Origin of the sequence: Brevibacterium sp. ZH18 (genome assembly GCF_022748595.1) — a bacterium.
GTDB lineage: Bacteria > Actinomycetota > Actinomycetes > Actinomycetales > Brevibacteriaceae > Brevibacterium.
Map to the genome: position 1 here is coordinate 1 of NZ_JALDSX010000047.1, position 22635 is coordinate 22635.

The 22635-nt window shown below is 61.9% G+C and carries 21 protein-coding genes; 10 read left to right on the forward strand and 11 right to left on the reverse strand.

Annotation, left to right across the window (positions count from 1 at the left end):
• Positions 1-78: 78 nt before the first annotated feature.
• Together MPN20_RS14130 and MPN20_RS14135 are read right to left on the reverse strand one after the other, a co-directional pair.
• Positions 79-660 carry a MerR family transcriptional regulator gene (locus tag MPN20_RS14130; protein ID WP_347566834.1) on the reverse strand — a complete coding sequence of 194 codons (582 nt, stop codon included), beginning with the start codon at positions 658-660 and terminating at the stop codon, positions 79-81.
• A gap of 231 nt (positions 661-891) precedes the next feature.
• A complete protein-coding gene (locus MPN20_RS14135; RefSeq protein ID WP_242783149.1) occupies positions 892-1686 on the reverse strand; it encodes a lysophospholipid acyltransferase family protein in 795 nt (264 codons plus the stop codon).
• Positions 1687-1772: 86 nt separating this feature from the next.
• Between MPN20_RS14135 and MPN20_RS14140 the strand changes: the two genes are divergently transcribed.
• From MPN20_RS14140 to MPN20_RS14150, 3 genes are all read left to right on the forward strand, one after another.
• Positions 1773-2648: an alpha/beta fold hydrolase gene (locus MPN20_RS14140; protein ID WP_242783150.1), complete on the forward strand. Its 876-nt coding sequence runs from the start codon at positions 1773-1775 to the stop codon at positions 2646-2648.
• Between the two features lie 29 nt (positions 2649-2677).
• The gene (locus MPN20_RS14145; RefSeq protein WP_242783151.1) at positions 2678-3100 is read left to right on the forward strand and encodes a hypothetical protein; all 423 of its coding nucleotides are present in this window, start codon (positions 2678-2680) and stop codon (positions 3098-3100) included.
• Positions 3101-3238: 138 nt separating this feature from the next.
• The gene (locus MPN20_RS14150; RefSeq protein ID WP_242783152.1) at positions 3239-4984 is read left to right on the forward strand and encodes a DEDD exonuclease domain-containing protein; all 1746 of its coding nucleotides are present in this window, start codon (positions 3239-3241) and stop codon (positions 4982-4984) included.
• On the opposite strand, the gene trpD is transcribed toward MPN20_RS14150, so the two are convergent.
• Positions 4952-6073: an anthranilate phosphoribosyltransferase gene (gene trpD / locus MPN20_RS14155; RefSeq protein WP_242783154.1), complete on the reverse strand. Its 1122-nt coding sequence runs from the start codon at positions 6071-6073 to the stop codon at positions 4952-4954. The genes MPN20_RS14150 and trpD overlap by 33 nt on opposite strands.
• 285 nt (positions 6074-6358) lie before the next feature.
• On the opposite strand from trpD, the gene MPN20_RS14160 reads away from it, so the two are divergent.
• Genes MPN20_RS14160 through MPN20_RS14175 form a run of 4 tightly spaced genes read left to right on the forward strand, consistent with a single transcriptional unit; the run spans position 6359 to position 10489 of the window.
• Entirely contained in the window at positions 6359-6928 is a 570-nt protein-coding gene (locus MPN20_RS14160; RefSeq protein ID WP_242783189.1) for a heme-copper oxidase subunit III, read from the forward strand.
• A 57-nt stretch (positions 6929-6985) separates the two neighbouring features.
• Positions 6986-7771 carry a cytochrome c gene (locus MPN20_RS14165; protein ID WP_242783156.1) on the forward strand — a complete coding sequence of 262 codons (786 nt, stop codon included), beginning with the start codon at positions 6986-6988 and terminating at the stop codon, positions 7769-7771.
• A gap of 49 nt (positions 7772-7820) precedes the next feature.
• The gene (locus tag MPN20_RS14170; RefSeq protein ID WP_242783158.1) at positions 7821-8864 is read left to right on the forward strand and encodes a Rieske 2Fe-2S domain-containing protein; all 1044 of its coding nucleotides are present in this window, start codon (positions 7821-7823) and stop codon (positions 8862-8864) included.
• Complete coding sequence (locus MPN20_RS14175) at positions 8861-10489, forward strand: ubiquinol-cytochrome c reductase cytochrome b subunit (protein ID WP_242783160.1); 1629 nt, start codon at positions 8861-8863, stop codon at positions 10487-10489. The genes MPN20_RS14170 and MPN20_RS14175 overlap by 4 nt, the downstream gene beginning before the upstream one ends.
• Before the next feature lie 770 nt (positions 10490-11259).
• Here MPN20_RS14175 and MPN20_RS14180 read toward each other — a convergent pair.
• Complete coding sequence (locus tag MPN20_RS14180; protein WP_242783162.1) at positions 11260-12720, reverse strand: MDR family MFS transporter; 1461 nt, start codon at positions 12718-12720, stop codon at positions 11260-11262.
• 159 nt (positions 12721-12879) lie between these two features.
• On the opposite strand from MPN20_RS14180, the gene MPN20_RS14185 reads away from it, so the two are divergent.
• The gene (locus tag MPN20_RS14185; protein WP_242783164.1) at positions 12880-13491 is read left to right on the forward strand and encodes a TetR/AcrR family transcriptional regulator; all 612 of its coding nucleotides are present in this window, start codon (positions 12880-12882) and stop codon (positions 13489-13491) included.
• 136 nt (positions 13492-13627) lie between these two features.
• On the opposite strand, the gene MPN20_RS14190 is transcribed toward MPN20_RS14185, so the two are convergent.
• The 6 genes from MPN20_RS14190 to MPN20_RS14215 all read right to left on the reverse strand — a co-directional run bounded on the left by MPN20_RS14190 (position 13628) and on the right by MPN20_RS14215 (position 19226).
• Positions 13628-14029: a cytochrome c oxidase subunit 4 gene (locus MPN20_RS14190; protein WP_242783166.1), complete on the reverse strand. Its 402-nt coding sequence runs from the start codon at positions 14027-14029 to the stop codon at positions 13628-13630.
• Entirely contained in the window at positions 14026-15723 is a 1698-nt protein-coding gene (ctaD, locus tag MPN20_RS14195; RefSeq protein WP_242783168.1) for a cytochrome c oxidase subunit I, read from the reverse strand. The genes MPN20_RS14190 and ctaD overlap by 4 nt, the downstream gene beginning before the upstream one ends.
• Entirely contained in the window at positions 15720-16592 is an 873-nt protein-coding gene (coxB, locus tag MPN20_RS14200; RefSeq protein ID WP_242783169.1) for a cytochrome c oxidase subunit II, read from the reverse strand. Before coxB ends, ctaD begins: the two co-directional genes overlap by 4 nt.
• 109 nt (positions 16593-16701) lie before the next feature.
• Entirely contained in the window at positions 16702-17379 is a 678-nt protein-coding gene (locus tag MPN20_RS14205; protein ID WP_242783171.1) for a leucyl/phenylalanyl-tRNA--protein transferase, read from the reverse strand.
• Positions 17380-17415: 36 nt separating this feature from the next.
• The gene (locus tag MPN20_RS14210; RefSeq protein ID WP_242783173.1) at positions 17416-17769 is read right to left on the reverse strand and encodes an iron-sulfur cluster assembly accessory protein; all 354 of its coding nucleotides are present in this window, start codon (positions 17767-17769) and stop codon (positions 17416-17418) included.
• A gap of 77 nt (positions 17770-17846) precedes the next feature.
• Positions 17847-19226 carry a dipeptidase gene (locus MPN20_RS14215; RefSeq protein WP_242783175.1) on the reverse strand — a complete coding sequence of 460 codons (1380 nt, stop codon included), beginning with the start codon at positions 19224-19226 and terminating at the stop codon, positions 17847-17849.
• Between the two features lie 77 nt (positions 19227-19303).
• Between MPN20_RS14215 and MPN20_RS14220 the strand changes: the two genes are divergently transcribed.
• Positions 19304-19864 carry a DUF3043 domain-containing protein gene (locus tag MPN20_RS14220; protein WP_242783176.1) on the forward strand — a complete coding sequence of 187 codons (561 nt, stop codon included), beginning with the start codon at positions 19304-19306 and terminating at the stop codon, positions 19862-19864.
• Here MPN20_RS14220 and MPN20_RS14225 read toward each other — a convergent pair.
• Complete coding sequence (locus MPN20_RS14225) at positions 19839-20963, reverse strand: quinone-dependent dihydroorotate dehydrogenase (protein WP_347566835.1); 1125 nt, start codon at positions 20961-20963, stop codon at positions 19839-19841. The genes MPN20_RS14220 and MPN20_RS14225 overlap by 26 nt on opposite strands.
• Positions 20964-21081: 118 nt before the next feature.
• Here MPN20_RS14225 and MPN20_RS14230 point away from each other — a divergent pair, with 118 nt between their 5' ends.
• Positions 21082-22572, forward strand: coding sequence for a leucyl aminopeptidase (locus tag MPN20_RS14230; RefSeq protein ID WP_242783177.1), 1491 nt, complete (start codon positions 21082-21084; stop codon positions 22570-22572).
• The last annotated feature ends 63 nt before the right edge of the window (positions 22573-22635 follow it).

Below are 22635 nucleotides of genomic sequence, written 5' to 3' on the forward strand. Positions count from 1 at the left end.
GACCATTTGGTCGGGCCACACTCGTCATTCCCCCATGGTGTCCCTGTGCGGGACTGCCCTGATCGGGCTGCTGACGTGTCAGCCGAGTTTCTGTGCTCGCCGTTGTGCGAGCTCGTCCATAGCAAGAGCCGCCGAGTCGTCTTCGGGAAGGCGTTCACTCGGGAGTTCTGAGAGGCTGCCTTCGACTTCGTTCCAGACGCGTCCGACTGCGATGCCGAAGACGCCCTGTCCGCCCTGCAAGAGGTCGACGACCTCGTCGGCGGAGGTGCACTCGAACACGCTGGCACCGTCGGACATCAAAGTGATCTGTGAGAGGTCCTGGACACCTCGTGAACGCAGGTGATCGACGGCTGTGCGGATCGACTGCAGTCCGACACCGGTGTCGAGAAGCCGCTTGACGATCTTGAGGACGAGGATGTCGCGGAAGCTGTAGAGCCGCTGGCTGCCCGAACCTGTCGCATTGCGGATCGAGGGGGTGACCAGATCGGTGCGCGCCCAGTAGTCGAGGCGCCGGTAGCTGATGCCGACGACTTTGCACACGGTCGGACCGCGGTAGCCGGCCTCTTCGTCGAGGACGGGCAGATCGTCGTCGAACAGCAACCCTTGGGCAGACGACGGTATAGGCGTCGACTCGACGGTTTCATGACTTGAGCGGTTCACACCGACTCCTCCTTATAGTCCCTGGGGGAAGCGAGTTCGCTTGGAAGGACAGAGAACGTTTCCATTCTAGCCCTCTTCCCAGCGAACCTACAGTGGGATTCAACATGTCCAAGCTATTCTTCCTGGCCCGGTAGGACAAACACCTCAAGGTAACGATTTGTTCGTGTCGCCGTTATCGCAGTATTCGAACACCCGCTTCATGCGGAATACGATGGGTTGAGCCCTCCGAAATCAGTCTGCTTCTGGAGCAGTGCTGTCGCCCGCGGTACCGGTGCCTTCATCGGCCTGAGAGCCTTCGGACGGGACGTCGTCGGCCTTCTTATCCTCGGGCTTCTTCGGCTTGGCGCTGGTGAGCAGTTTGGTCTTGACGGTCGAAGCGTACTTGTCGACGTATTCCTGGCCGGAGAGGCGCATGATCTCGTACATGATCTCGTCGGTGACTGATCGCAGCAGGAACCGGTCGACAGGGAGACCTTCGTATTTGGAGAAGTCCATCGAGGAGCCGAAGACCACGCCGACTCGCCGGAACTTCGGAATCAGGCGACCGGCGGGCTGGATCTTGTCGGTCCCGATGATGGCGACAGGGATGACGGGTGCGCCGGATTCGAGGACGAGGCGCGCCACTCCGGTGCGCCCGCGGTAGAGCTTGCCGTCCGGGGACCGGGTGCCTTCGGGGTAGATGCCGAGCGAGTTGCCTTCACGGAGGACTTTGAGTCCCGATTCCAAAGAGGCCTGGGATCCGGATCCTCCGGCGCGGTCCATAGGAAGCTGGTTGTTGAGTTTGAAGAACCAGCGGGTGACCGTGCCCTTGATGCCGCGTCCGGTGAAATAGTCCTTCTTCGCCAGGTAGACGACGGGGCGCGGTGCCAGCAGGGGGACGAAGATCGAGTCCATGAAGTGGTTGTGGTTTCCGGCGATGATCGCGGGACCGTCGGAGGGCAGATTGTCCAAACCGCGGACCCAGGGACGGAAGAGGATCCGCAGAATCGGTCCGGCCACGACTCGTTTGAGAAACCAGTAGAACACGAGCACCCTTCCCTGTCACGACTCTTTGTCGTCCTCGGACATCATATATCGAGACCATCCCCGCACATTCATGCCATGCTGGGGCTATGGAGATCGACTTCTCACCGCAATCAGTGCCGACTGCACCCTACCGCCAGATGGCTCCCGACTCCCCCACCGCCGTGCTGCTTCTTCATGGGATCACGGGTTCAGCAGCTGCGTGGTTCCCGATTGCGCGAGCTCTCGCGGCCGAGGGCGTCAGCGTCAGTGTTCCGCTGCTGCCCGGCCACGGCACGACCTGGCAGGAGCTCAACACGACAGGTTGGAAGGATTGGCTGGATGCTGCAGAGGCTGAGCTCAGTTCTTTGCAGGAATCTCACGCGCACGTCGTCGTCGCCGGCTTGTCGATGGGAGGCGCACTCGCGTTGGCCCTGGGCGCCGTCGCATCACCGCCCGCAGCGATCATGCTCGTCAACCCGGCCCTCTACGTGGATTCTCCGCTGACTCCCGCGCTTCCTCTGCTCAAGCACGTGGTCGCCTCGGTGCCGGCGATCGGGGGCGACATCGCCCATCCGGGTCGTGACGAATACGCGTACGACCGGACACCGATCGCATCGGTGGCGTCATTCGCCTTCGCGTTGCGATCACTGCGCGAAGATCTGTGGCAGATCGACCGCCCTGTCACACTGTTCGTGTCCGGCCGTGACAACGTCGTGAGCCCGCGCACGCTGCGGACACTGCGATCGCGGCTGCCGCATGCTCCCACGGTCGTGTCCCTGCGCCGGTCCCGGCATGTGGCCACTCTGGACTTCGACGCGGACATCATCGCCGAGGCGGTGCTGAGCACCGCACGATCCCTGACCTCCACATCGTCACCCGCACCGTCAACCGCACCGTCACCCGCAACGGCAACGGTGACTGCCCCAGCGCCCGCCCATGACCCCGGTTCCGCCGCCGCAGGAGAGTCTGCGGACGGGGAATAGATGTTCCGCGAGGATTGCTGAACACGAATATGGACGATGAGGAGAACGAGGACTGGCGCGACCAGGTTCCCGAGTCCGAGCGGCTCGGCGATTCGTCGCGCATCAGCGACAGCCTCTGGAACGACCTCGTCAACCAGATCGCCGAACCCAGCTCCGTCATGGGCGACATGCCTGTCGACGAGGTCAGAGACAAGCTCGAGGAGAACGAGCACTGGGAGCCGGAACCTGCCCAGCCCATCGGATGGCGCACGGCCTCACCGACCCTTGTGCTGTCGGTGTTCGCCACGCTGGGCGCTGTTCTGCTTCTCGTCGTCGGCGCCATCTTCGTTCGCCCTCTGCCTGGATGGTTTCTGCTCATCGGCCTGACGATCGGCATCGGCGGCGCCATCGGACTGTTCTTCCATCTGCCGAAGAGCCGTTCTGCCGACGGAGGTGACGGGGCTGCCGTCTGATCGTCGCTCTGACAGCCTCTTCCGGCGTGCGCAATACGGATCTCGGCACTCTGCTCACCGAGGTGTCTGCCTGGGCTGCCTGATTGAATCGGAGCCTGTCGGCGCACCGTGTCAGTCCCGGGTGACAGACTGATCCCCATGTCCACGCCTTTCGACCGCGCCCCGACCGCAATCGATCACACCCAACTGTCCTTCGACAGCCTCGGCACGCCTCTTCACGATGTCACCTTCGTCATCGTCGACCTCGAGACGACCGGGACCAGAGCCGGGCAATCGGAGATCACGGAGATCGGCGCGGTCAAGACACGCGGCGGTGAAGTCCTCGGAGAATTCCAATCGCTGGTCAAACCCGAGCAGTCGGTCATCAGCCCGTTCGTGGCTCAGCTGACCGGGATCACCCACGCGATGGTCGATGATGCACCATCGATCCGGTCCGTGCTGCCCAGCTTCCTCGAATTCTCCATCGGCTGCGTTCTCGTGGCACACAATGCGCCCTTCGACATCGGCTTCCTCCGCTCGGCATGTGAGCGGCTCGACTATCACTGGCCGCAGCCGACGGTCCTCGACACGGTCACCTTGGCGCGGCGCGTCGTGGGACGCGACGAGGTCCGCAACCACAAGCTGTCGACGCTGGCGGCTCACTTCGGGACGCAGACCTCGCCCGACCACCGCGCGCTGTCCGATGCAAGGGCCACCGGGGAGCTGCTCCATCATCTTCTCGAACGATTCGGCGGCTACGGGATCACGACTCTCGAGGAACTCGCAACCGTCAGGCAGGCGGGCTGGGCGAAGCGGCAGGCCAAATCCCATCTGGCCAAGGGTGTTCCGGCCGAACCCGGCGTCTACATGTTCCTCGACGGCACTCGACGCGTCCTCTATATCGGGAAGTCGGGCAATATGGCCAGGCGGGTCAGAGGCTACTTCAACGCCTCTGAGAACCGAGGACGCATGGCCGAGATGATCACCGCCGCTCAGGAGGTTTCATGCCTGCCCTGTGCGCATGCGCTCGAAGCAGAGGTCAGAGAGGTGCGCCTGATCGGAGAGCTGGCGCCGCCGTATAATCGTCGGTCGAAGAATCCGGAGCGCAACTCCTGGATTGTGCTCAGCGATGAGGAGTATCCGCGGCTGTCCGTCGTCAGGTCACGTTCAGCACTGGAGAAGTCCCCTGCCCCACCGTTGGGCCCGTTCAGATCCCGGAAGTCAGCTCAGGCCGTCAAGGAGCTTATCGACACTCTGTTTCCGGTCAAACGCTGCACGGCGAAGATCACTGCAGCGAACCTCTCCGCGCACCGCCCTTGCGTGAGCTCGCAGGTCGGGCAGTGCGGCGGGCCGTGTGCGGGTGTCACCGACAAAGCCGAGTACCTCGAGACCATCGCGGACCTGTTCGCCCTTCTGGGCGGTGACTTCTCCTCGCTCCGTCGGCTGTGTACGGAGCGGATGGCCAGGCTGGCGACCGAGACCCGATATGAGACTGCGGCGGAGGTCAGAGATTCGATGCGAGCAGCTCTGGCGACCGCGGCGCGCGCTGAGACCGTGACGGCGCTGAGAGCTGTCCCGGAGATCTTCGCCTACGCGCCAGGACCCGAGGGCGGACTCGACCTTGCGGTGATCCGGCACGGCAAGCTCGCAGCGGCCTCCCACAGCGTCAGCGCGCAGGGCCTGGACGAGTCGTTTCACGCCCTGCGATCGACTGCCGAGTGGGTGCCAGCACCGGAGGCGCTTCCGTCCGACACGGACTCGTTGGCCGAGGAGACGCGACTGTTGGCGCACTGGCTGCAGACGGCGAGCCTCGCATCGGCCCAGGGATCATGGTCACTGCCCCGGGCCGGTGCGGCCTTCCACGCTCAGGAGTCAGGAACGATTCGACTCGGCGACGCGGTGTGAGACTTCGATGAGCTGATCGAGCTTCTGCGCGCCGAGGCCGGCGTCGACCGTCTCGCGGGCGATCTCGACCTTCGGCACCATTCGTTCGGTGAAGCTGCCTGCTGCCGATTCATCGGCTGCCACGAGAGCTGCTGCCGTATTGATGAGCACGATGTCACGAACGGCAGATTTCTCACCGTTGAGGACCGCACGTGTGATCGCCGCGTTCTCATCGGGGCCGCCGCCGCGCAGATCGTCCTTCGTGACTCGCTCGAAGCCCAGGTCCAGGGCGTCGAATGTCGTGTGTTCGACCTCCCCATGCCTGATCTCCCACACATCATTGACCTCGGTGTTGCTCAGTTCGTCGAGTCCGTCGCGCGAGCGGAAGACAACAGCCTGGTGGCCGCGCTTGGCGAGGGTGCCGACGACGAGAGGAGCCATCTGCGCATCGGCGACTCCGATCGCGGCATGGCGGGCCCGAGCCGGATTTGTCAGAGGGCCGAGGATGTTGAACGCCGTGGGCACGCTGATCTGGCGGCGGACAGCGGCAACGAACTGCATCGAAGGATGGAAGACGTTGGCGAAGCAGAACGCCAGCCCGACTTCCCTCGCAATGATGCCGGTCTGCTCGGGTGTGATGTCGAACCGCACCCCAAGAGCTTCCAGCACGTCGGCGGAACCCGACGCCGATGATGTGGCGCGGTTTCCGTGCTTGACCACCTGTTGTCCTGAGGCGGAGATAACCATCGCCGAGGTGGACGAGATGTTCGCTGTCTTCGCGCGGTCGCCGCCGGTGCCGACGATGTCCACGGAATCCTCGAGGCCGGGCAGCGGTACGGCGTGGTCCATCATGGCCGAGACGAGTCCGGCGATTTCAGCCACCGTCTCACCCTTCGTGTGGTGCGCAGCGAGGAATGCGGCCATTGTCACATCAGGGGTCTGTCCGGACATGATCTGGTCCATCGCCCACGCTGCCGCAGCCTCGTCGAGATCCTGCTGGTGCATGAGTGCCATGAGCAGATCCGGCCAATTGAGATTGTCGCCCTGAAGGGTTGTTCTGGGCCCGGAATGCTGAGTTTCCGGGGCTGTCGTACGCGGTGATTCCGTCATCCGAATGAGCTCTCCTCTGGGGACCTGCACCACCTCTGAAGACGAGGTGGACCTTACCTGCGGCATCCTATCCTGACTTCGACACGCGGGTACACGACGTCGGAAATACGAGATTGACGCACCAAATCAAGGTTTTCGCTACATCGTGTAGAAATTTATTCACCGAAACCTGGGTAAAAGATGAAAACTCACCCCGAGACGAGTAATAATGGGGTTGTGTCAACTGCCACTGCATCTCAAACAGCGCCAGCACATCCGGTTGTCAATCGTCCGAATGTGACCACGGTGGGCTTCATCGTGTTCCTCGCGAGCGACCTGATGTTCTTTGCCGCGCTCTTCGCCATGTACTTCACCATTCGATCCGTCGTGCCGGGATTATGGGAGACTCGAACAGAGATCCTCGATATTCCGTATGCCCTCGGCAACACGATCATCCTGGTGTCGTCTTCGTTCACGTGCCAGCTCGGTGTATTCGCTGCGGAGAGGTTCCGTCCTCGACGGACCGGTTCGCTGCTGAATATCGCCAAATGGGGAATGGTCGAGTGGTTCTACCTCACCTTCCTCCTCGGCGCAATATTCGTATCCGGGCAGGTGATGGAGTACGCCACGCTGGTCAGCGAAGGCATCGCCATCAACTCCGACGGCTACGGCTCCGTCTTCTACCTGACAACGGGCTTCCATGGTATTCACGTGACCATCGGACTCATCTGCTTCCTCCTCGTGATCGGACGATCCTACGGAGCGAAGAAGTTCGGTCATCACGAGGCCACCTTCGCGATCTGCGTGTCTTACTACTGGCACTTCGTCGACGTCGTCTGGGTCGGACTCTTCGGCGTCATCTACCTCCTCCAGTAGGCGGACTGAGATGCGCGGCCCCTCGGACTCACACAATTTCAAGCAAAGGACGATCACGTGAAGCTTTTAGCAGATCGCCGCAGGCATCCGATGGCACTGGTTGTGCTGCTCTTGGTGGGCCTGCTGCTGACTGGTGGAGCTTATGCTCTCTTCACCCAGACCTCGAGCGCCAAAGCAGATACGGCCAGCGCTTCGGACATCGAGAGCGGCAAGAAGCTCTTCGCTGCGAACTGTGCCACCTGCCACGGTCTCAGCGGCGAAGGTTCGAAGACCGGTCCCGGTCTCATCGGCGTCGGTGCCTCAGCAGTGGACTTCCAGGTCGGAACCGGCCGTATGCCTCTGCAGGCCAACGGCCCTCAGGCACGTGTCAAGGAACCTCAGTTCAATGACGAGCAGACTGCTCAGCTCGCCGCGTACGTCGGTTCGCTCGGTCCTGGCCCTGCTATTCCCGCAGAAGAGAACCTCGATGCTTCGAAGGGTGATCCCGCTGCTGGCGGCGGTCTCTTCCGCACCAACTGCGCCATGTGCCACAACGTGGTCGGTGCCGGCGGTGCTCTGACCCGCGGCAAGTACGCCCCCAACCTATCTGGCGTCTCCGGTAAGCACCTCTACGAGGCAATGCAGACCGGACCGCAGAACATGCCAATCTTCAACGACGCAAACCTGACCCCGGATGACAAGCGCGACGTGATCGCCTATGTCAACGAGGTCACCCAGACCACCTCCCCCGGCGGATTCAAACTCGGATCCTTGGGACCGGTCGCCGAAGGCCTCTTCATCTGGTTCTTCGGTCTCGGTGCCGTCATCGCAATGACAGTATGGCTGTCATCCAGGGCGAAGTGAGTCCATCAGTGTCGTTCACCATCCATTCCAAGAAAAGACGGGGAATTCAATGACCTCGAAAGAGCACTCCGGCGGCGGCAGCCAGCTCGAGGAGTTGAACGGGTTCACGAACCCGGGCCTGGTAGAGCACGTACCGCGGCTCTCGGACGGAGATCCGAAGGCCGATAGGGTCGCCGAGCGCCAGGTGGCGGCTTGGTTCATCGCGTCGATGATCGGCACCATCTGGTTCATCGTCTCGTACTTCCTGTTCGTCCCCGGCGAGTCAATGTCGAGCATCCGTCTGCACAACACATCAGTCGGCCTCGGTGCTGCCCTGGCGATGTTCTCTCTCGGAGCCGGTGCTGTGCTGTGGGCGAAGAACCTCATGAGCGATCATGAGGGCATCGACGAGCGCCACGACATCTCCGGCAGCGAAGAGGATCAGGCAGTTGCACTGGAGATCCTGCACCAGGCGAAGGAGGAGTCGGGCATCGCCCGTCGCCCCCTCCTGCGCAATACGCTGATCGCAGCTTTGGCCATCGCGCCGTTGCCTGCTGTCCTCGTCTTCCGTGATCTGGGCCCTCTGCCCGGCGACATGATGTTCCACACGCTGTGGGACAAGGGTGTGCGACTCATCCGCGATCCGGGCGGGATCCCGAGCGCAGACTCGGAGCGTCCGATCAAGGCTGAAGACGTCACGATCGGCTCGGCCTACCATGTTCTTCCGTCGGGCATCGGCGCCGACGATGGACCGGACCGGCCGATCAACGAGAAGGCTAAGGCCGCTGTCCTGCTCATGCGCATCAACCCGAATGAGCTCAAAGAAGATCCGGCCCGCAAAGACTGGTCACACGACGGCATCGTCGCGTACTCGAAGATCTGCACCCACGTCGGATGCCCCGTCGCACTGTACGAACACCAGACGCATCATCTGCTGTGCCCCTGCCACCAGTCGACGTTCGACGTGACCGAACACTGCAAGGTCATCTTCGGCCCCGCCAAGCGTCCTCTGCCGCAGCTGCCGATCACCGTGGACAGCGAAGGCTACCTGGTCGCCCAGTCGGACTTCGCTGAGCCTGTCGGTCCTACCTTCTGGGAGATCAATCACCCATGAGCACAACAACACAGCCAACAACAACGGTCGGCAAGGCTGCGACCTTCGTCGAATCGCGAGTAGGGGCTTCGGTCCTCGTTCGTGAGTTCGGTCGGAAGATCTTCCCGGCGCACTGGTCGTTCATGCTCGGTGAGGTCGCTCTCTACAGCTTCGTCATCGTCGTCCTCTCCGGTACCTTCCTGACCTTCTTCTTCCATCCGGCAATGGGTGAGCTGCACTATGAAGGTCCGTGGGTTCCGCTCCGCGGCGTTGAGATCTCTGAGGCGTACAACTCGACTCTCGCGATCTCGTTCGAGGTCCGAGGTGGTCTGTTCATTCGCCAGATGCACCACTGGGGTGCTCTGCTGTTCGTCGCAGCACTGAGCATCCACATGCTCCGCGTGTTCTTCACGGGCGCTTTCCGTCGTCCTCGTGAGCTCAACTGGGTCGTGGGCGTCCTGCTCGTCATGATGGGCATGGCTGCCGGCTTCACCGGATACTCACTGCCCGATGATCTGCTGTCCGGCAACGGCCTGCGCATCATCGACGGAATCCTCAAGTCGCTGCCGCTGGTCGGAACGTATATCTCGTTCTTCCTCTTCGGAGGCGAGTTCCCGGGCATCGACATTGTCTCCCGCCTGTACACCCTGCACATCATGATCGTCCCGGCGCTGCTCATCGCGCTGATCGGCGTCCACTTGGTATTCGTCGTCGTGCACAAGCACACGCAGTACCCCGGTGCCGGCAACACTGAGAAAAATGTCGTCGGCGAGCCGGTGATGCCGACGTTCGCAGCCAAGGGCGGAGGATTCTTCTTCCTGATCTTCGGTCTCCTGTCGTTCATCTCAGCGTTGTTCACGATCAACCCGATCTGGAACTACGGCCCGTATGACCCTTCACCAGTTTCGGCTGGTACCCAGCCTGACTGGTACATCGGCTGGGCCGACGGCTTCCTCCGCATCGTCCCGGGCTGGTTGGAGTTCTACATCGCCGGTTGGCCGATCTCGCTGAACATCAATAGCGCGGTCATCATCATGGGCGGCGTGTTCGGAGCGATGTTCATCTATCCGTTCTTCGAGTCGTGGCTGCTCAAGGACAAGCGCGAGCACCACATTCTTGACCGCCCGCGCAACAACCCGACGCGTACAGCCATCGGAGTCGCAGGAATCGTCTTCTACTGCAACATGTGGGCGGCTGCTTCCGGTGACATCGTGGCGGTGTTCTTCCAGATGTCGCTCAACGACATGATCTACATCTTCCGAGCCTTGTTCTTCCTTGGGCCGATCTTGGCGTACTTCATCACGAAGCGGATGTGCCTCGGCCTGCAGCGTAAGGATCGTGAGATCGCTCTGCACGGCCGGGAGACGGCGCAGATCATTCGACTCCCCCATGGTGAGTTCCTCGAGCGTCACGAAGCATTGCCTCCGCACAAGCTGTGGAAGCTGACCGCATTCGAGTCGCCGATTTACACACCTGCGGAGCCCAACGCCGAGGGCAAGATCACCGGTCTTGAGAAGTTCCGGGCACGCCTGTCGAGGTTCTTCTTCGAAGATCGTGTGGCACCGGTGTCGAAGCATGAACTCGAGGCTTCGCATCACGAACACGATTCGGCCGAGGGCGGCGGACACAAAGAGATCGGTTACTGATCGAGTCGGAGTTCGTTCCTTGCGATTCTGAGGAATCTGCGACATGACAAAGGGGCCCAACAGTTGATGTTGGGCCCCTTTGTCGTGCCATCATGGTGTGCCGTTGACTTTTCGACCGGCACAACTCAGCCGGCACCATCCGGCACCAGCCGGTGAGCGACGGTCAAACGTTGATCTTCCCCATGCCCGATGAGGTGCGAGCATGGTGGGGTCTTGGCAGTAACGGGGCTGGCCGAAGGCTCGTGTGTGGCCGTGGCGCTTGCTCGACGCTAGTGCGGCGGCCAGGTGGCCACGGCAGTCTGTCGGTCGGTTGCCAGCGCAGACCACCGGCATATTGGCGTTCCTTGCGGCTACAGCCCACGGTCTCGCCATGAGCGCGCGAATGACTGGCTGGTGCTCCTAGCTTGCGCAGGAGCAAGGTGATGTCGGCAGCCGTCTTGAGATCCCCGTAGGCAGGGCACGAGAGGTCGCTGTCGCCGTCCCCCATATATCGACGGACGCAGCCGAGCCGCCGGCGTTCACGGCTTGGGCTCTTGTGCTGTTCGGCCACTGTCGACCAGCCACTTCCCCGGCCACCGTCGACCGAAGAAGACGGTATCGAAGCCGAAAGCGTCCCACAATGCTGGACCCCGTTCAACTGTGGCTGGTGGCTCACACCTGAGGTCTCGCGCATGAGGCTCACCGGTGTTGACAGCCCCGGCGCAGGGAAGCGCGAAGAACCCCCGACTCATCAGTCGGGGGTTCTTCGCAGATGGGGTGAAGACGTGGAGTCAGGCCTGCTTCACGGACTTGATGAACGGGGCACAGATAACGGCGACTGTTGCGAGGATCCCACCGATGACGAAGGCGATATGAGCGCCGTCGAACAGTCCATCGACAAGGTCAGAGCCTGCACCGGACTCAGCAGCCGCGACGGCGCTCATCACGGTCACGAAGATGGTGGTCCCGACCGCGCCGCCAAGTTGTTGTCCAGTGTTGAAGATGGCCGATCCGTGTCCGTAGAGCTCGTAAGGAACGTCGCTCAGCGCAGCCGAGAGCAGACCGGTCATCAGCATCGCCAGACCGATGCAGAAGATCGAGTGGAACATGACGATGAACCCGAGCGCCGTGCCCGGATCAACTGTGGTGAACAGCCACTGCCCCAGAGCCAACATAAGTGCACCGGGGATCAGAACAGGTCGCGGACCGTGGCGGTCATAGACGCGTCCGAAGATCGGCCCCACAGCAATCTGCACCAGTCCCCCGGGAAGGAGCATCATGCCGATCGTCATGGTGCTCAGGCCGCTGCCGTTCTGCAGGAAGATCGGCAGGATCACCACGGTGCCGAGCAGAGTGCCCATGGCGATCATGATCATGATGATGCTGAGCCTGAAGTTGCGATTCTTGAACGGCTGGAGATTCAGCAGTTCCCGGCCGCTACGGGTCAGGCGCATCTGTCGGACGATGAAGATGACAAGAGCTGCCACACCGATGACACCGCTGACCAAAGGCAGTGTGAGGTCGTCCAAGGCGCCGCCGACTGTGGAGATCGCGTAGACCAACCCGCCGAATGCGAAAGCCGAAAGTATCACCGAGATGACGTCGACAGGGACCTTGCGGGTGGCAGACGGCACCTTGATGAAGATGATGCCAAGCGCCAGGACCACGACCGCAAGAGGCGTCATGAGTGCGAAGATCCAATGCCAGGACATCGTATTGACGATGACGCCCGAAATGGTCGGGCCGATGGCCGGACCGACCGCGATGACAATCGAATTCAAGCCCATGACAGTCCCGCGGCTTTTGGGCGGCACGAAGGTCAGTGTCGTGTTCATCAGCAACGGCAGCACAATTGCTGTGCCGATTGCCTGAATCACACGGGCGACCAACAGGACGCTGAAGGTGGGAGCAACTACGGCAAGCACGAGTCCGATGAGGAAGCTGCTCAGCGCGAAGACGAATAGCCCGCGTAGGCTGTATCGCTGTAGGAGGTAGCCGGTCAATGGGATGACAACTGCCACGGTGAGCAGGAAGCCGGTGGTGAGCCATTGGCCCGTTGATGCAGACACACCGTAGTCGATCATGATCGACGGCAACGCCACAGTGAGCACCGTCTCGTTGAGGATCATCAGGAACGCGCCGAAGGCCAGAGCACCGATGATCCCGGTGAGTTGCTTCCTCGGCAGTGGGCGCGAGGCCTGTGTCGCTGCGTCGGCCGGAGTGGAAATTGAGCCTGTGGCCGAATCAGCCATGGGTAGCTACCTCTTCTGTAAGATGGGAATCGCCTCAATCATGTCATGCTCTGACAGATTTTGTCCGCGAAAGATGTCAGTGTGTGACACGATAGACAGTTCAGATGAACCTCTGCCTTTCAGAGACCTCATCACCCACTCTCGACTAGGAGCAGAATCTTGGGTATCCGTGAAGAGCACCGCGTGCGCATGCTGCAGGAGATCCAGCGAGCCACGCTCGAGCTGGTCGAAGAGCAAGGCCTTGAAGCGACGACTGTCGGTGAAATCGCCCGTCGCGTCGGCATCTCAGAGCGGACGGTCTTCCGCTACTACGCCTCCAAAGAGCATGCGCTCATGCCCGGTCAGCAAGGATTGATTGACGCTCTTACCAGTGTCGAAAGCACACATGTCACTGCTGATGGAATCCTGGACGACCTCCTCGCAGTGAGCCGCGGTCTGTTCGCCTACGAGGTCGAACAGCGCGACTTTCGCAGGATCTCTAGGCTGATGGTCCAACAGCCCGAGATGCTCCGAGTCGTCACACAGCAGGAGCGACGACTGGTTGAGGCATTGAGTGCAACCCTAGTGCGGCGCGGGCCGCTCCGGGCTCTGCAAGCGCTCCTGGTAGCCGAAGTTGTGACAGCGACTTGGCGGATCGCTTGGCAGTCCTTTGCCACTGAAGAACTCGCCGGTGTGGAGTCCGATCCACTGGCGCTGTTCGATGAGACTGTACGTGAGCTCGGTCGGCTGTTTCCAACCGGGCAGACCCCTGGGTCCGCGGTTGCTGAGTGACGAGGCTCTGCACAGCTGAGAAGAGCTGGACCATCAGATGATTGGGGCAGTCTCTCGATGAAGACACTGATGGCCCGGACTCCTAAGAGTCCGGGCCATCAGAACTAACTGCTGTCAGTGTTCGTCCTGCAGCGAATCAGTGGGCGTGATCTCCACGATCGTGTTCGAAGGTGAGTCCGATCAGAGCGACGAGTCCGAGGACAGCGCCGAAGGGGAAGATCCACCAGCCCATTGCGATGCCGTAAAAGGAAACGGCTGCAGCGCCCGCACAGGCGATCGGCCACCAGCTCCACGGGCTGAAGAAGCCGTAGTCCGCATCGGCATCGGCGATCTCTGCCATCTCGTTGTCCTGAGGCTGGCGTCCAACACGGCGATCGGTCAACCAGAGGTAGACGCCGATCATGATGGACATGACGCCAACGAGAAGGAGAGCCGGGAAGCCGACCATCTCGGTGAACTTGGTGTAGAGCCCATAGACGACACCAACGGCGATGAAGAACAGACCGTTGACCAGGAATACGGTGATCGACGATTTCACTTGACGTTTCCTCCGGTGAGTTGGGAATCAGCGACACCGTGACCGGCGTATTCGAGCAGCTCCGGGTGGTTCACATCGAATGCCGGACGTTCCGAACGGATACGCGGCAGCGAAGTGAAGTTGTGGCGCGGGGGTGGGCACGATGTTGCCCACTCGAGCGAACCGCCATAGCCCCACGGATCGTCAACGGTAACCTTCGGTGCGTTGCGAGCGGTGATCCACACGTTCCAGAAGAACGGAACCATCGACAGGCCGAGCAGAAGTGCGCCAACTGTCGAAACCTGGTTCATCCATGTGAAGCCGTCCTGTGGCAGGTAGTCGGCGTAACGACGAGGCATGCCGTCGACACCCAGCCAGTGCTGGACCAGGAAGGTGGCGTGGAAGCCGATGAACAGCATCCAGAAGTGGATGTGTCCGAGCTTCTCATTGAGCATCTTGCCCGTCCACTTCGGCCACCAGAAGTAGAAGCCGGCGAACATCGCGAAGACGACGGTGCCGAAGATCACGTAGTGGAAGTGAGCAACGACGAAGTACGAGTCAGAGACCTGCTGATCGAGTGCCGGGCTGGCGAGGATGACGCCGGTCAGACCACCGAAGAGGAATGTGACGAGGAATCCGATGGACCAGACCATCGGCGTTTCGAAGGTGATGGACCCTCGCCACATCGTTCCCACCCAGTTGAAGAACTTCACACCTGTCGGGATGGCGATGAGCATCGTCATGAAGGCGAAGAACGGAAGGGCGACAACACCGGTGACGTACATGTGGTGCGCCCACACAGTCACGGAGAGCGCAGCGATCGCAATCGTCGCGAAGACCAGTTCCTTGTAGCCGAAGACAGGCTTGCGGCTGAAGACAGGGAAGATCTCGGTGACGATGCCGAAGAACGGCAATGCGATCACATAGACCTCGGGGTGTCCGAAGAACCAGAACAGGTGCTGCCAGAGCACTGGCCCTCCGTTGCCGGGGCTGAATACATGGGATCCCAATACGCGGTCAGCTCCCAACACGAGCAGAGCAGCTGCGAGAGGCTGGAAAGCCATCAGAACGAGGATGCCTGTGATCAGTGTGTTCCAGGTGAAGATCGGCATACGGAACATGGTCATACCGGGCGCACGCATCGTGATGATCGTGGTGATGAAGTTGACCGAACCGAGAATCGTGCCGATGCCCTGCAGAGCCAGACCGAGGACCCAGAGGTTGCCTCCTGCGCCTGGTGTGAACGTCGTATTGCTCAATGGCGCGTAGGCCGTCCAACCGAACGAGGCCGCACCCTGTGGGGTGAGGAAGCCGGAGATGGCGATGAAGGAGCCGAAGAGGTACATCCAGAATGCGAAGGCGTTCAGGCGTGGGAACGCAACGTCAGGTGCACCGATCTGCAGAGGCATGATCACGTTGGCGAAGCCGGAGAACAGCGGTGTCGCAAACATCAGCAGCATCAGTGTGCCGTGCATCGTGAACAGCTGGTTGTACTGTTCCTTCGTCTCGATGATCTGCATGCCGGGCTCGAAGAGCTCGAGGCGGATGATGAGAGCCATCACGCCGCCCACGCAGAAGAAGAGGAACGAGGCGATGAGGTACATGTACCCGATCGTCTTATGGTCGGTGGAAGTGATCCAGTCGACGATGATCTTGCCCTTGCTCCGTGGGACTACCGGGGCATCAAGAGCTGTGTGATCCATCGTGGCGGTCATTTTTCAGCACCTTCTTTCGGGTACCAGTTGCGATCGTACTCGGCCCCAAGCTGACCGGTGTTGCCCTCATCAGCGAGCGACTTGGTGTACTTCTCGAAGTCAGCCTTGGATACGACCTTCACATTGAAGAGCATCTCTGAGTGGTACTCACCGCAGAGTTCGGCGCACTTGCCGACGTATTCGCCTTCTTTTTCAGCACGCAGATGCAGACTCTGGTCGTGACCAGGGATCATGTCGCGCTTCTCAAGGAATGCAGGAACCCAGAACGAGTGGATGACGTCACGCGAGTGAAGTTTGATCTCGAGGTCGGTGTCGACCGGGAGGTAGAGAGTCGGGGCGTTCTCGCCCGGCTTCTCGGAGCCGTCGAGGTGAACCTGAGTTCCGGCGAAGTACACGTCCTGGTTGACGTAGTTGAAGTCCCACGCCCACTGTTTGGCGGCGACTTCGATGACCTGCTCACCAGGAGTGGTGTCGTCGGTGGTCTTCTCCATGACCTGGACGCTCTGGAAGAAGAATCCAAGGACCAGGATGACCGGAGTCACCGTGAACAGAATCTCAATGGGCATGCTGTACCGCAGCTGCACAGGCAGACCGCGATCGTTCTTGCGGCGACGGTACGCGACCATCGACCACAGAATGAGCGCCCACACGATCAGTCCCACGATCATCAAAGCGATCCAGCCACCATTCCACAGCGAGGTGTATGCCTCGGTGTGGCTGGTGGCGCCCTTTGATTCGACGGGGAAGAACCCTGTGGAGACCTGCTCTTTCGTGCAGCCGGACAGCAGCACCGGTACAGCGGCGGCGCCAAGAATGCCGAGCCGCTTCGCCCAGGACCGCTTCAGTCCTGACTGATTCGGAGAATCCACGTGCAGCCTTTCACAACCTTTTCGCATCTCGGGGGAGCCGAAAAGCGAATTCTTACTTTGTCACTGATAAGACTACCGCTACACACGGTAGAAATTCACATACAGATGTTCATTTGTTGAGAAGAACCTGACAATGATTGCCCTGGAGGGCGGAATCTAGCCGCGCGGAGTACTCGAGCCCGCTGATCTCCGACACGCCGAGAGTCGCCAGATGTGGCGTCTGCCACTGTGTGTCGATGAGCCAGTCGGACTGCTCCCCCGCCACCTTCGCTTCATCGTCCGAGGTGGAGTCGGTTGCCGGTCCATCGTTCTCGAACAGTGAGACCAAATATGCCAGGGCTGCCTTGGACGCGTCGCGCTCGACGTGGAACATGGATTCTCCGGCAAAGAATGAGCCGATGGCGACACCGTAGAGGCCGCCGACGAGACGGTCCTGCGACCATACTTCGACCGAGTGAGCCCAACCCTCCCGATGGAGGCCAGTGAAGAGACGGATGATGTCTTCGGTGATCCAGCTGCCGGTTCGACTCGGATCGGCGCAGGCGCGGATCACCTGGTCGAAGTCGGCGTCAACACTGAAGTCGAAGTGGCGCATCGATTTGCGCAGACTCTTGCTGACCTTGAGGTCGCCGGGGAGCAGGACACCGCGGTGCCGTGGTGCCCACCAGCCCATCCGCCCCGAGCCGCCGCTGCCGATTCCCATTGGAAACAACCCGGCCCGATACGAAGAGAGGACCTGGGGCTGCGAAGCCGTGTATGACACGGCGCGCAGATCCTCCAGGTCCATCTCAGTGAATCTCAGTTCTGTTTCAGCAGGCGAACATCAGTGGAATGAGTCGCCGCAGGCGCATGATCCGCCGGCATTCGGGTTGTCGATCGTGAAGCCCTGCTTCTCGATCGTGTCGGCGAAGTCGATGGTCGATCCGCCGAGGTAGGGAACGCTCATACGATCGACGATGACCTCGACGCCGTCGAAGTCCCTGACCGCGTCTCCGTCGAGGAAGCGCTCATCGAAGTAGAGCTGGTAGATCAGGCCGGAGCAGCCACCGGGCTGCACGGCGACGCGCAGACGCAGGTCGTCGCGTCCTTCCTGCTGCAGCAGGCTGCGCACTTTGTCAGCCGCTGTGCTGGAGAGTTCGACCTCGTGTGTGGCCGTAGCTTCGTTCGTCACAGTCATGGTTACTCCTTATTTCGTTCCTGGGCCCAGGCTACACCGCGAACAACGCTTCCCGGGTGAGCGGTATTCCCTGATGGTCATGAATTGTCGTCTGCCAGCCTCTGCAGGAGCAGGGCTTCGGCAACGATCGCGGCCTTGAAGTCAGGCAGATAGAGAGACTCGTTGGCGCTGTGCGCCCGGGCATCGGGGTCTTCGACGCCGGTGACGAGAATCGATGCCTGGGGGAAGACATCGAGGAGATCGGCGATGAACGGGATCGAACCGCCGATTCCCATCGTCACGGACTCGGTCCCCCACGCGTCGGTCAGCGCCTGGCGTGCGGTCTTCACCACAGGGTCGGCGAGGTCGGCCTGCCACGGGCTCCCGCCCTCGGTGTCGCCGATTCTCAGGCTCGCCCCGAACGGCAGGTTCTCTCGCAGGTGTGCCTCAACTGCTCGGACTGCGTTCTCCGGGGTGTCACCCGGGGCCAGACGGATCGAGAGCTTCGCCCGCAGGCTCGATTGGAGGGTGTTCGAGGACACGTCCACATCGGGGATGTCGAGGCCGATGACAGTGACCGATGGCTGGGTCCACAGGCGTGAGGCCAGCGAGCCGGACCCGATGAGAGCGGTGGATTCGAGGACACCGGAGTCCGTGCGGATCGTGGCTTCGTCGTAGTCGATTTCGCTGTGGGTCTCCGACTTGAGCCCGGCCACGGCCACCGAGCCGTCGTCATTGTGCAGCGTGGCGAGGACGCGGGTCATCGCGAGCATCGCGTCGGGGACGATTCCTCCGTACATACCCGAATGCACGGCATGATCGAGCGTCGTGACCTCGAACTCCACCGCGCACATCCCCCGCAGGCTCGTCGTCAGTGCCGGCACGCCCGCCGCCCAGTTGCCCGAATCGGCCACGACGATGACATCGGCCGAAAGTCTGTCCTGATAGGTCTCGAGGAAATTGCGGAAGCTCGGGCTGCCGGCTTCCTCCTCGCCTTCGAAGAAGAGCGTGACACCGACGCCGAGGCGGTCTGCCAGGAGCCGCAGGGCCGTGAGGTGGACCATGATGCCGGCTTTGTCGTCAGCGGCACCGCGACCGTAGAGCCGGTCCCCCACCCGTGTGGCGACGAAGGGCTCGGTGTTCCACGCCTCAGGCTTTCCCGGAGGCTGCACGTCATGGTGTGCATAGAGAAGGACTGTCGGTGCCCCTTCCGGCGCCGGCACCGAGGCGACGACGGCGGGGTAGCCGTCCGTGCCGTCGGGCTGTGAGGCGTGGAGGATGTCGACGTCGAGGCCGAGGCCGCGCGCCAACCCTGCGACCGCCTCGGCGCTGGAGCGGACATTGGAGGGGTTGAAGCTTGGCCAGGCGACCGATGGGATCGCCACGAGATCGGTCAGTTGGGTCAGGACCTCGTCGAAAACCTGATCCAATTCGGCATGCAATTGCGCACTGGTGAGTGCAGAAGTCGATTCGCTCATTCTCCAAAGGTAGTATCTGTTGGGTGTTCGGACGCAAAAAAACTCACGAGGATGCGCAATCCTCCGCCAATCGACCGGTGAACCATGAAGGTTCGCACCCCGAAGCCGCACAGCGGCGCGAGGCCGAGGCCAAGAAAGGACGGCCGACGCCTAAACGCAGCCAGCAGGAATCGGTGCGCAAGCAGCCTCTGGTCAACAAGGATCGCAAGGTAGCGAACCAGAAGGCCAAGGAAAACACGCGCAAAGAGCGCGATCGCGCCCGCATCGGCATGATGAACGGTGAGGAGAAGTACCTCACCCGCCGTGACAAGGGGCCCCAGCGCCGCTACGTCCGCGACTACATCGATGCGCGCTTCTCCATCGGGGAGCTGTTCATCCCGGCGGCGATCCTCATCCTCGTCGTCGCATTCACGCAGCCGGTGCAGGTGCAGCAGTACTTCACCTATGCGGTGTGGGGCCTGTTGGCTCTGGTCATCCTCGACGGACTCGTCGTCAACTACATCCTCAAGGGACGACTCAGGGCTAAATTCGGCACCGTCGAACGCGGACTCGCGTTCTACGCGATCATGCGCAGCGTCCAACTGCGGCCACTGCGCATGCCCAAGCCGCAGGTCAAGCGCCGCCAGTACCCTTCTTGAGCAGTCCCTGCGGCCGTGAGCCGCGGGAGCCGCGGGAGCCGCGGATGATCCGACTCGGCCAGAACGGACCTGAGTAGATCAGCTCCGAGTAGACCTGGACGAGATCGGCTCCCGCTGCCAGGCGTGCCCGCACGTCAGTGGCGTTAGCGACACCGCCCACGGCGATGACGCTGAGGTCGTCACCGACGGTCTTCTTGACCAGACGCAGCACTTCGAGCGAGCGTTCGGCCAGCGGTCTGCCGGAGACTCCCCCGGCCTGGTTGCGAGCGAACTCGGCATCTTTGCCCGTGAGCACATCGCGGTTGATCGTCGTGTTCGTCGTGATGAGGCCGTCGACCCCTGCCCGCACGGCAAGCCGACAGATCTCGACGACATCGGCGTCGGCGAGATCAGGGGCGATCTTGACCAGCAGGGGCACATGACCCAGTGATGAACGGGGCGCCGGAACCACCTCGGCGGCGGTGGAACGGACCGCCGCGATGATCGGCTCCAAGCTCGACACGGACTGCAGGTCGCGCAGACCCGGCGTGTTCGGGGAGCTGACATTGATGACCAGATAATCGGCCAGCGGGGCCAGGGCCCGAGCTGATGCGGCGTAGTCCTCGACCGCGTCGGCAGCCTCGACGACCTTGGTCTTGCCGATGTTGATTCCCACGATGGGGCGATGGGCCTGCGGCAACTTCGCGAGCGACTTCCGCTGCTCTTCGATGTTGAAGGCGGCCTGCCTGGCACCCTGATTGTTGAAGCCCATGCGGTTGAGCAGCGCAGAATTGTCACGGAGCCGGAAGAGGCGTGGTGTGTCATTGCCCGGTTGGGCGTGCGCGGTGATCGTACCGGCCTCGATATGTCCGAAGCCCATCGCAGCTAGGGCCCGGATGCCGTCGCCGTTCTTGTCGAAGCCGGCGGCCAGGCCGAGACGATTGGGAAACGGCAGGCCGAGCACGTCCACCTGATCACGAGTGCCACGGGACAGGATCAGACGCAGCAGCCGCCCCAGGCCAGGGATCGCGTCGATGACCTTGAGGGCCGTGAACGAAAGATGGTGGGCGCGCTCGGCATCCATGGGCACGAAGAGAAGTCTGAAGATAAGTGAGTACACGCCCTCCAGAATATGTCAGTCCCGACCGAGGCCGGGGATGGGACAGGCCGCGTTTATCCATCCCCTGTGATTAGGCATTAGGATCAATTCAACGTTCAAAGACGATGAAAGGGAATATATGCCCGGTGCATCCACGCCAAGCAGCTATGCCACAACCTCACCTCTGAAAGCCACCGCTTCTGTTCTGGTGCTGGGAATCGCAGATGGGACGGTCCTCGGACTCGGTTCCGCGAAAGCGGCGCGAACAGCCGTCGACGATGCGGCACGCGCCATCGAGTTCTCCGGCAAGGCCGGATCGACTGCCCGGGTCCCCGCACCCAGGGGATTCTCCGCCGAGAGCATCCTTCTCGTCGGCCTCGGATCCTTCGATCCCGCCGCCAGCAGCGCCGAGGCACTGGCCGATTCCCACGAGGTCCTACGCCGCGCGGCTGGAAACGCGCTGCGTGTTCTGGGTGGAACGTCGTCGATCGCCGTAGCTCTGCCGACCACCACCGCCGAGGCGGTCGAAGCAGTCGCCGTCGGCGTTGGCCTGGGCGCCTACCGCTTCCTCGAGTACCGCAGTCAAGATGAGTCGAAGGTTCCCGGCGCAGTCACTGTCCTGGGCCCCAAGGGCAGGGAGAACGCCGCAGCGGCGGAGCGTGGAGCGGTCATCGCCGCCGCCACGAACCGTGCCCGCGACCTCGTCAACACCCCGCCGCTCGACCTCTACCCCGAGTCATTTGCGCAGATCGTTGCGGACCAGGGCAAGGACCGCAAACTCAAGGTCACCGTGCTGCGGGAGAAGGAACTGGCTGCCGGCGGATACGGCGGAATCCTCGGCGTCGGTCAGGGATCGACCCGTGGACCCCGCTTGGTCAAGGTCGAATACCGGCCCAAGCGCGCCAAGCGCCACATCAGCCTCGTCGGCAAGGGAATCACGTTCGACTCCGGCGGCCTCTCCCTCAAGCCCGCAGCCAGCATGGAGGACATGAAGTCCGATATGGCCGGCGCTGCCGCAGTCGTTCAGGCTCTGTTCGCGATCGCTGAACTGGGATTGCCCGTGCGGGCCACCGCATGGTTGCCCCTGGCTGAGAACATGCCCGGCTCGTCGGCACAGCGTCCCAGCGATGTGCTGCGCATGCGCAGCGGCAAGACCGTCGAAGTCACGAACACCGATGCCGAGGGCCGTCTGGTCCTCGCTGATGCGCTGGCCGATGCCGATGCTGAGAAGCCGGACCTGCTCATCGACGTCGCCACACTGACCGGCGCACAGGTCGTCGCTCTGGGCAACCGCACATCCGGAGTCATGGGCGCCGAGGCTGCTCGAGCTGAGATCACAGCCTCGGCGAAGATCGCCGGTGAAGAGATGTGGGCCATGCCGATTCCCGAGGAGATGCTCTCCGGGTTCGACTCGACGTCCGCCGACCTCAAGAACTCAGGGCCCCGTCCGGGCGGCATGCTCGCCGCGGCCGCGTTCCTGCAGGAATTCGTCGGTGACGATGCCAACTGGGCGCACATCGACATCGCCGGACCGAGCTTCAACACGGGCTCGGCGTTCGGCTACACGCCCGTGGCTGCGACAGGTGCCGCGGTGCGGACTCTGATCCAGGTGGCGGAGGCGATGGACTGAAAGGCCAGTTCTACACGCTGTCGATCTCGACGTGATCATCCACACCTGTGTCGAAACAGACAG

Bases quoted from the DNA above. Each gene is read 5' to 3' on its own strand.
- MPN20_RS14210 (WP_242783173.1), bottom strand. From the start codon at position 17,769: ATGACTGTGACGAACGAAGCTACGGCCACACACGAGGTCGAACTCTCC.
- MPN20_RS14205 (WP_242783171.1), bottom strand. From the start codon at position 17,379: ATGGACCTGGAGGATCTGCGCGCCGTGTCATACACGGCTTCGCAGCCC.
- MPN20_RS14170 (WP_242783158.1), top strand. From the start codon at position 7,821: ATGACCTCGAAAGAGCACTCCGGCGGCGGCAGCCAGCTCGAGGAGTTG.
- trpD (WP_242783154.1), bottom strand. From the start codon at position 6,073: ATGACGGAATCACCGCGTACGACAGCCCCGGAAACTCAGCATTCCGGG.
- MPN20_RS14175 (WP_242783160.1), top strand. From the start codon at position 8,861: ATGAGCACAACAACACAGCCAACAACAACGGTCGGCAAGGCTGCGACC.
- MPN20_RS14230 (WP_242783177.1), top strand. From the start codon at position 21,082: ATGCCCGGTGCATCCACGCCAAGCAGCTATGCCACAACCTCACCTCTG.
- MPN20_RS14180 (WP_242783162.1), bottom strand. From the start codon at position 12,720: ATGGCTGATTCGGCCACAGGCTCAATTTCCACTCCGGCCGACGCAGCG.
- MPN20_RS14145 (WP_242783151.1), top strand. From the start codon at position 2,678: ATGGACGATGAGGAGAACGAGGACTGGCGCGACCAGGTTCCCGAGTCC.
- MPN20_RS14150 (WP_242783152.1), top strand. From the start codon at position 3,239: ATGTCCACGCCTTTCGACCGCGCCCCGACCGCAATCGATCACACCCAA.
- MPN20_RS14215 (WP_242783175.1), bottom strand. From the start codon at position 19,226: ATGAGCGAATCGACTTCTGCACTCACCAGTGCGCAATTGCATGCCGAA.
- MPN20_RS14140 (WP_242783150.1), top strand. From the start codon at position 1,773: ATGGAGATCGACTTCTCACCGCAATCAGTGCCGACTGCACCCTACCGC.
- ctaD (WP_242783168.1), bottom strand. From the start codon at position 15,723: ATGACCGCCACGATGGATCACACAGCTCTTGATGCCCCGGTAGTCCCA.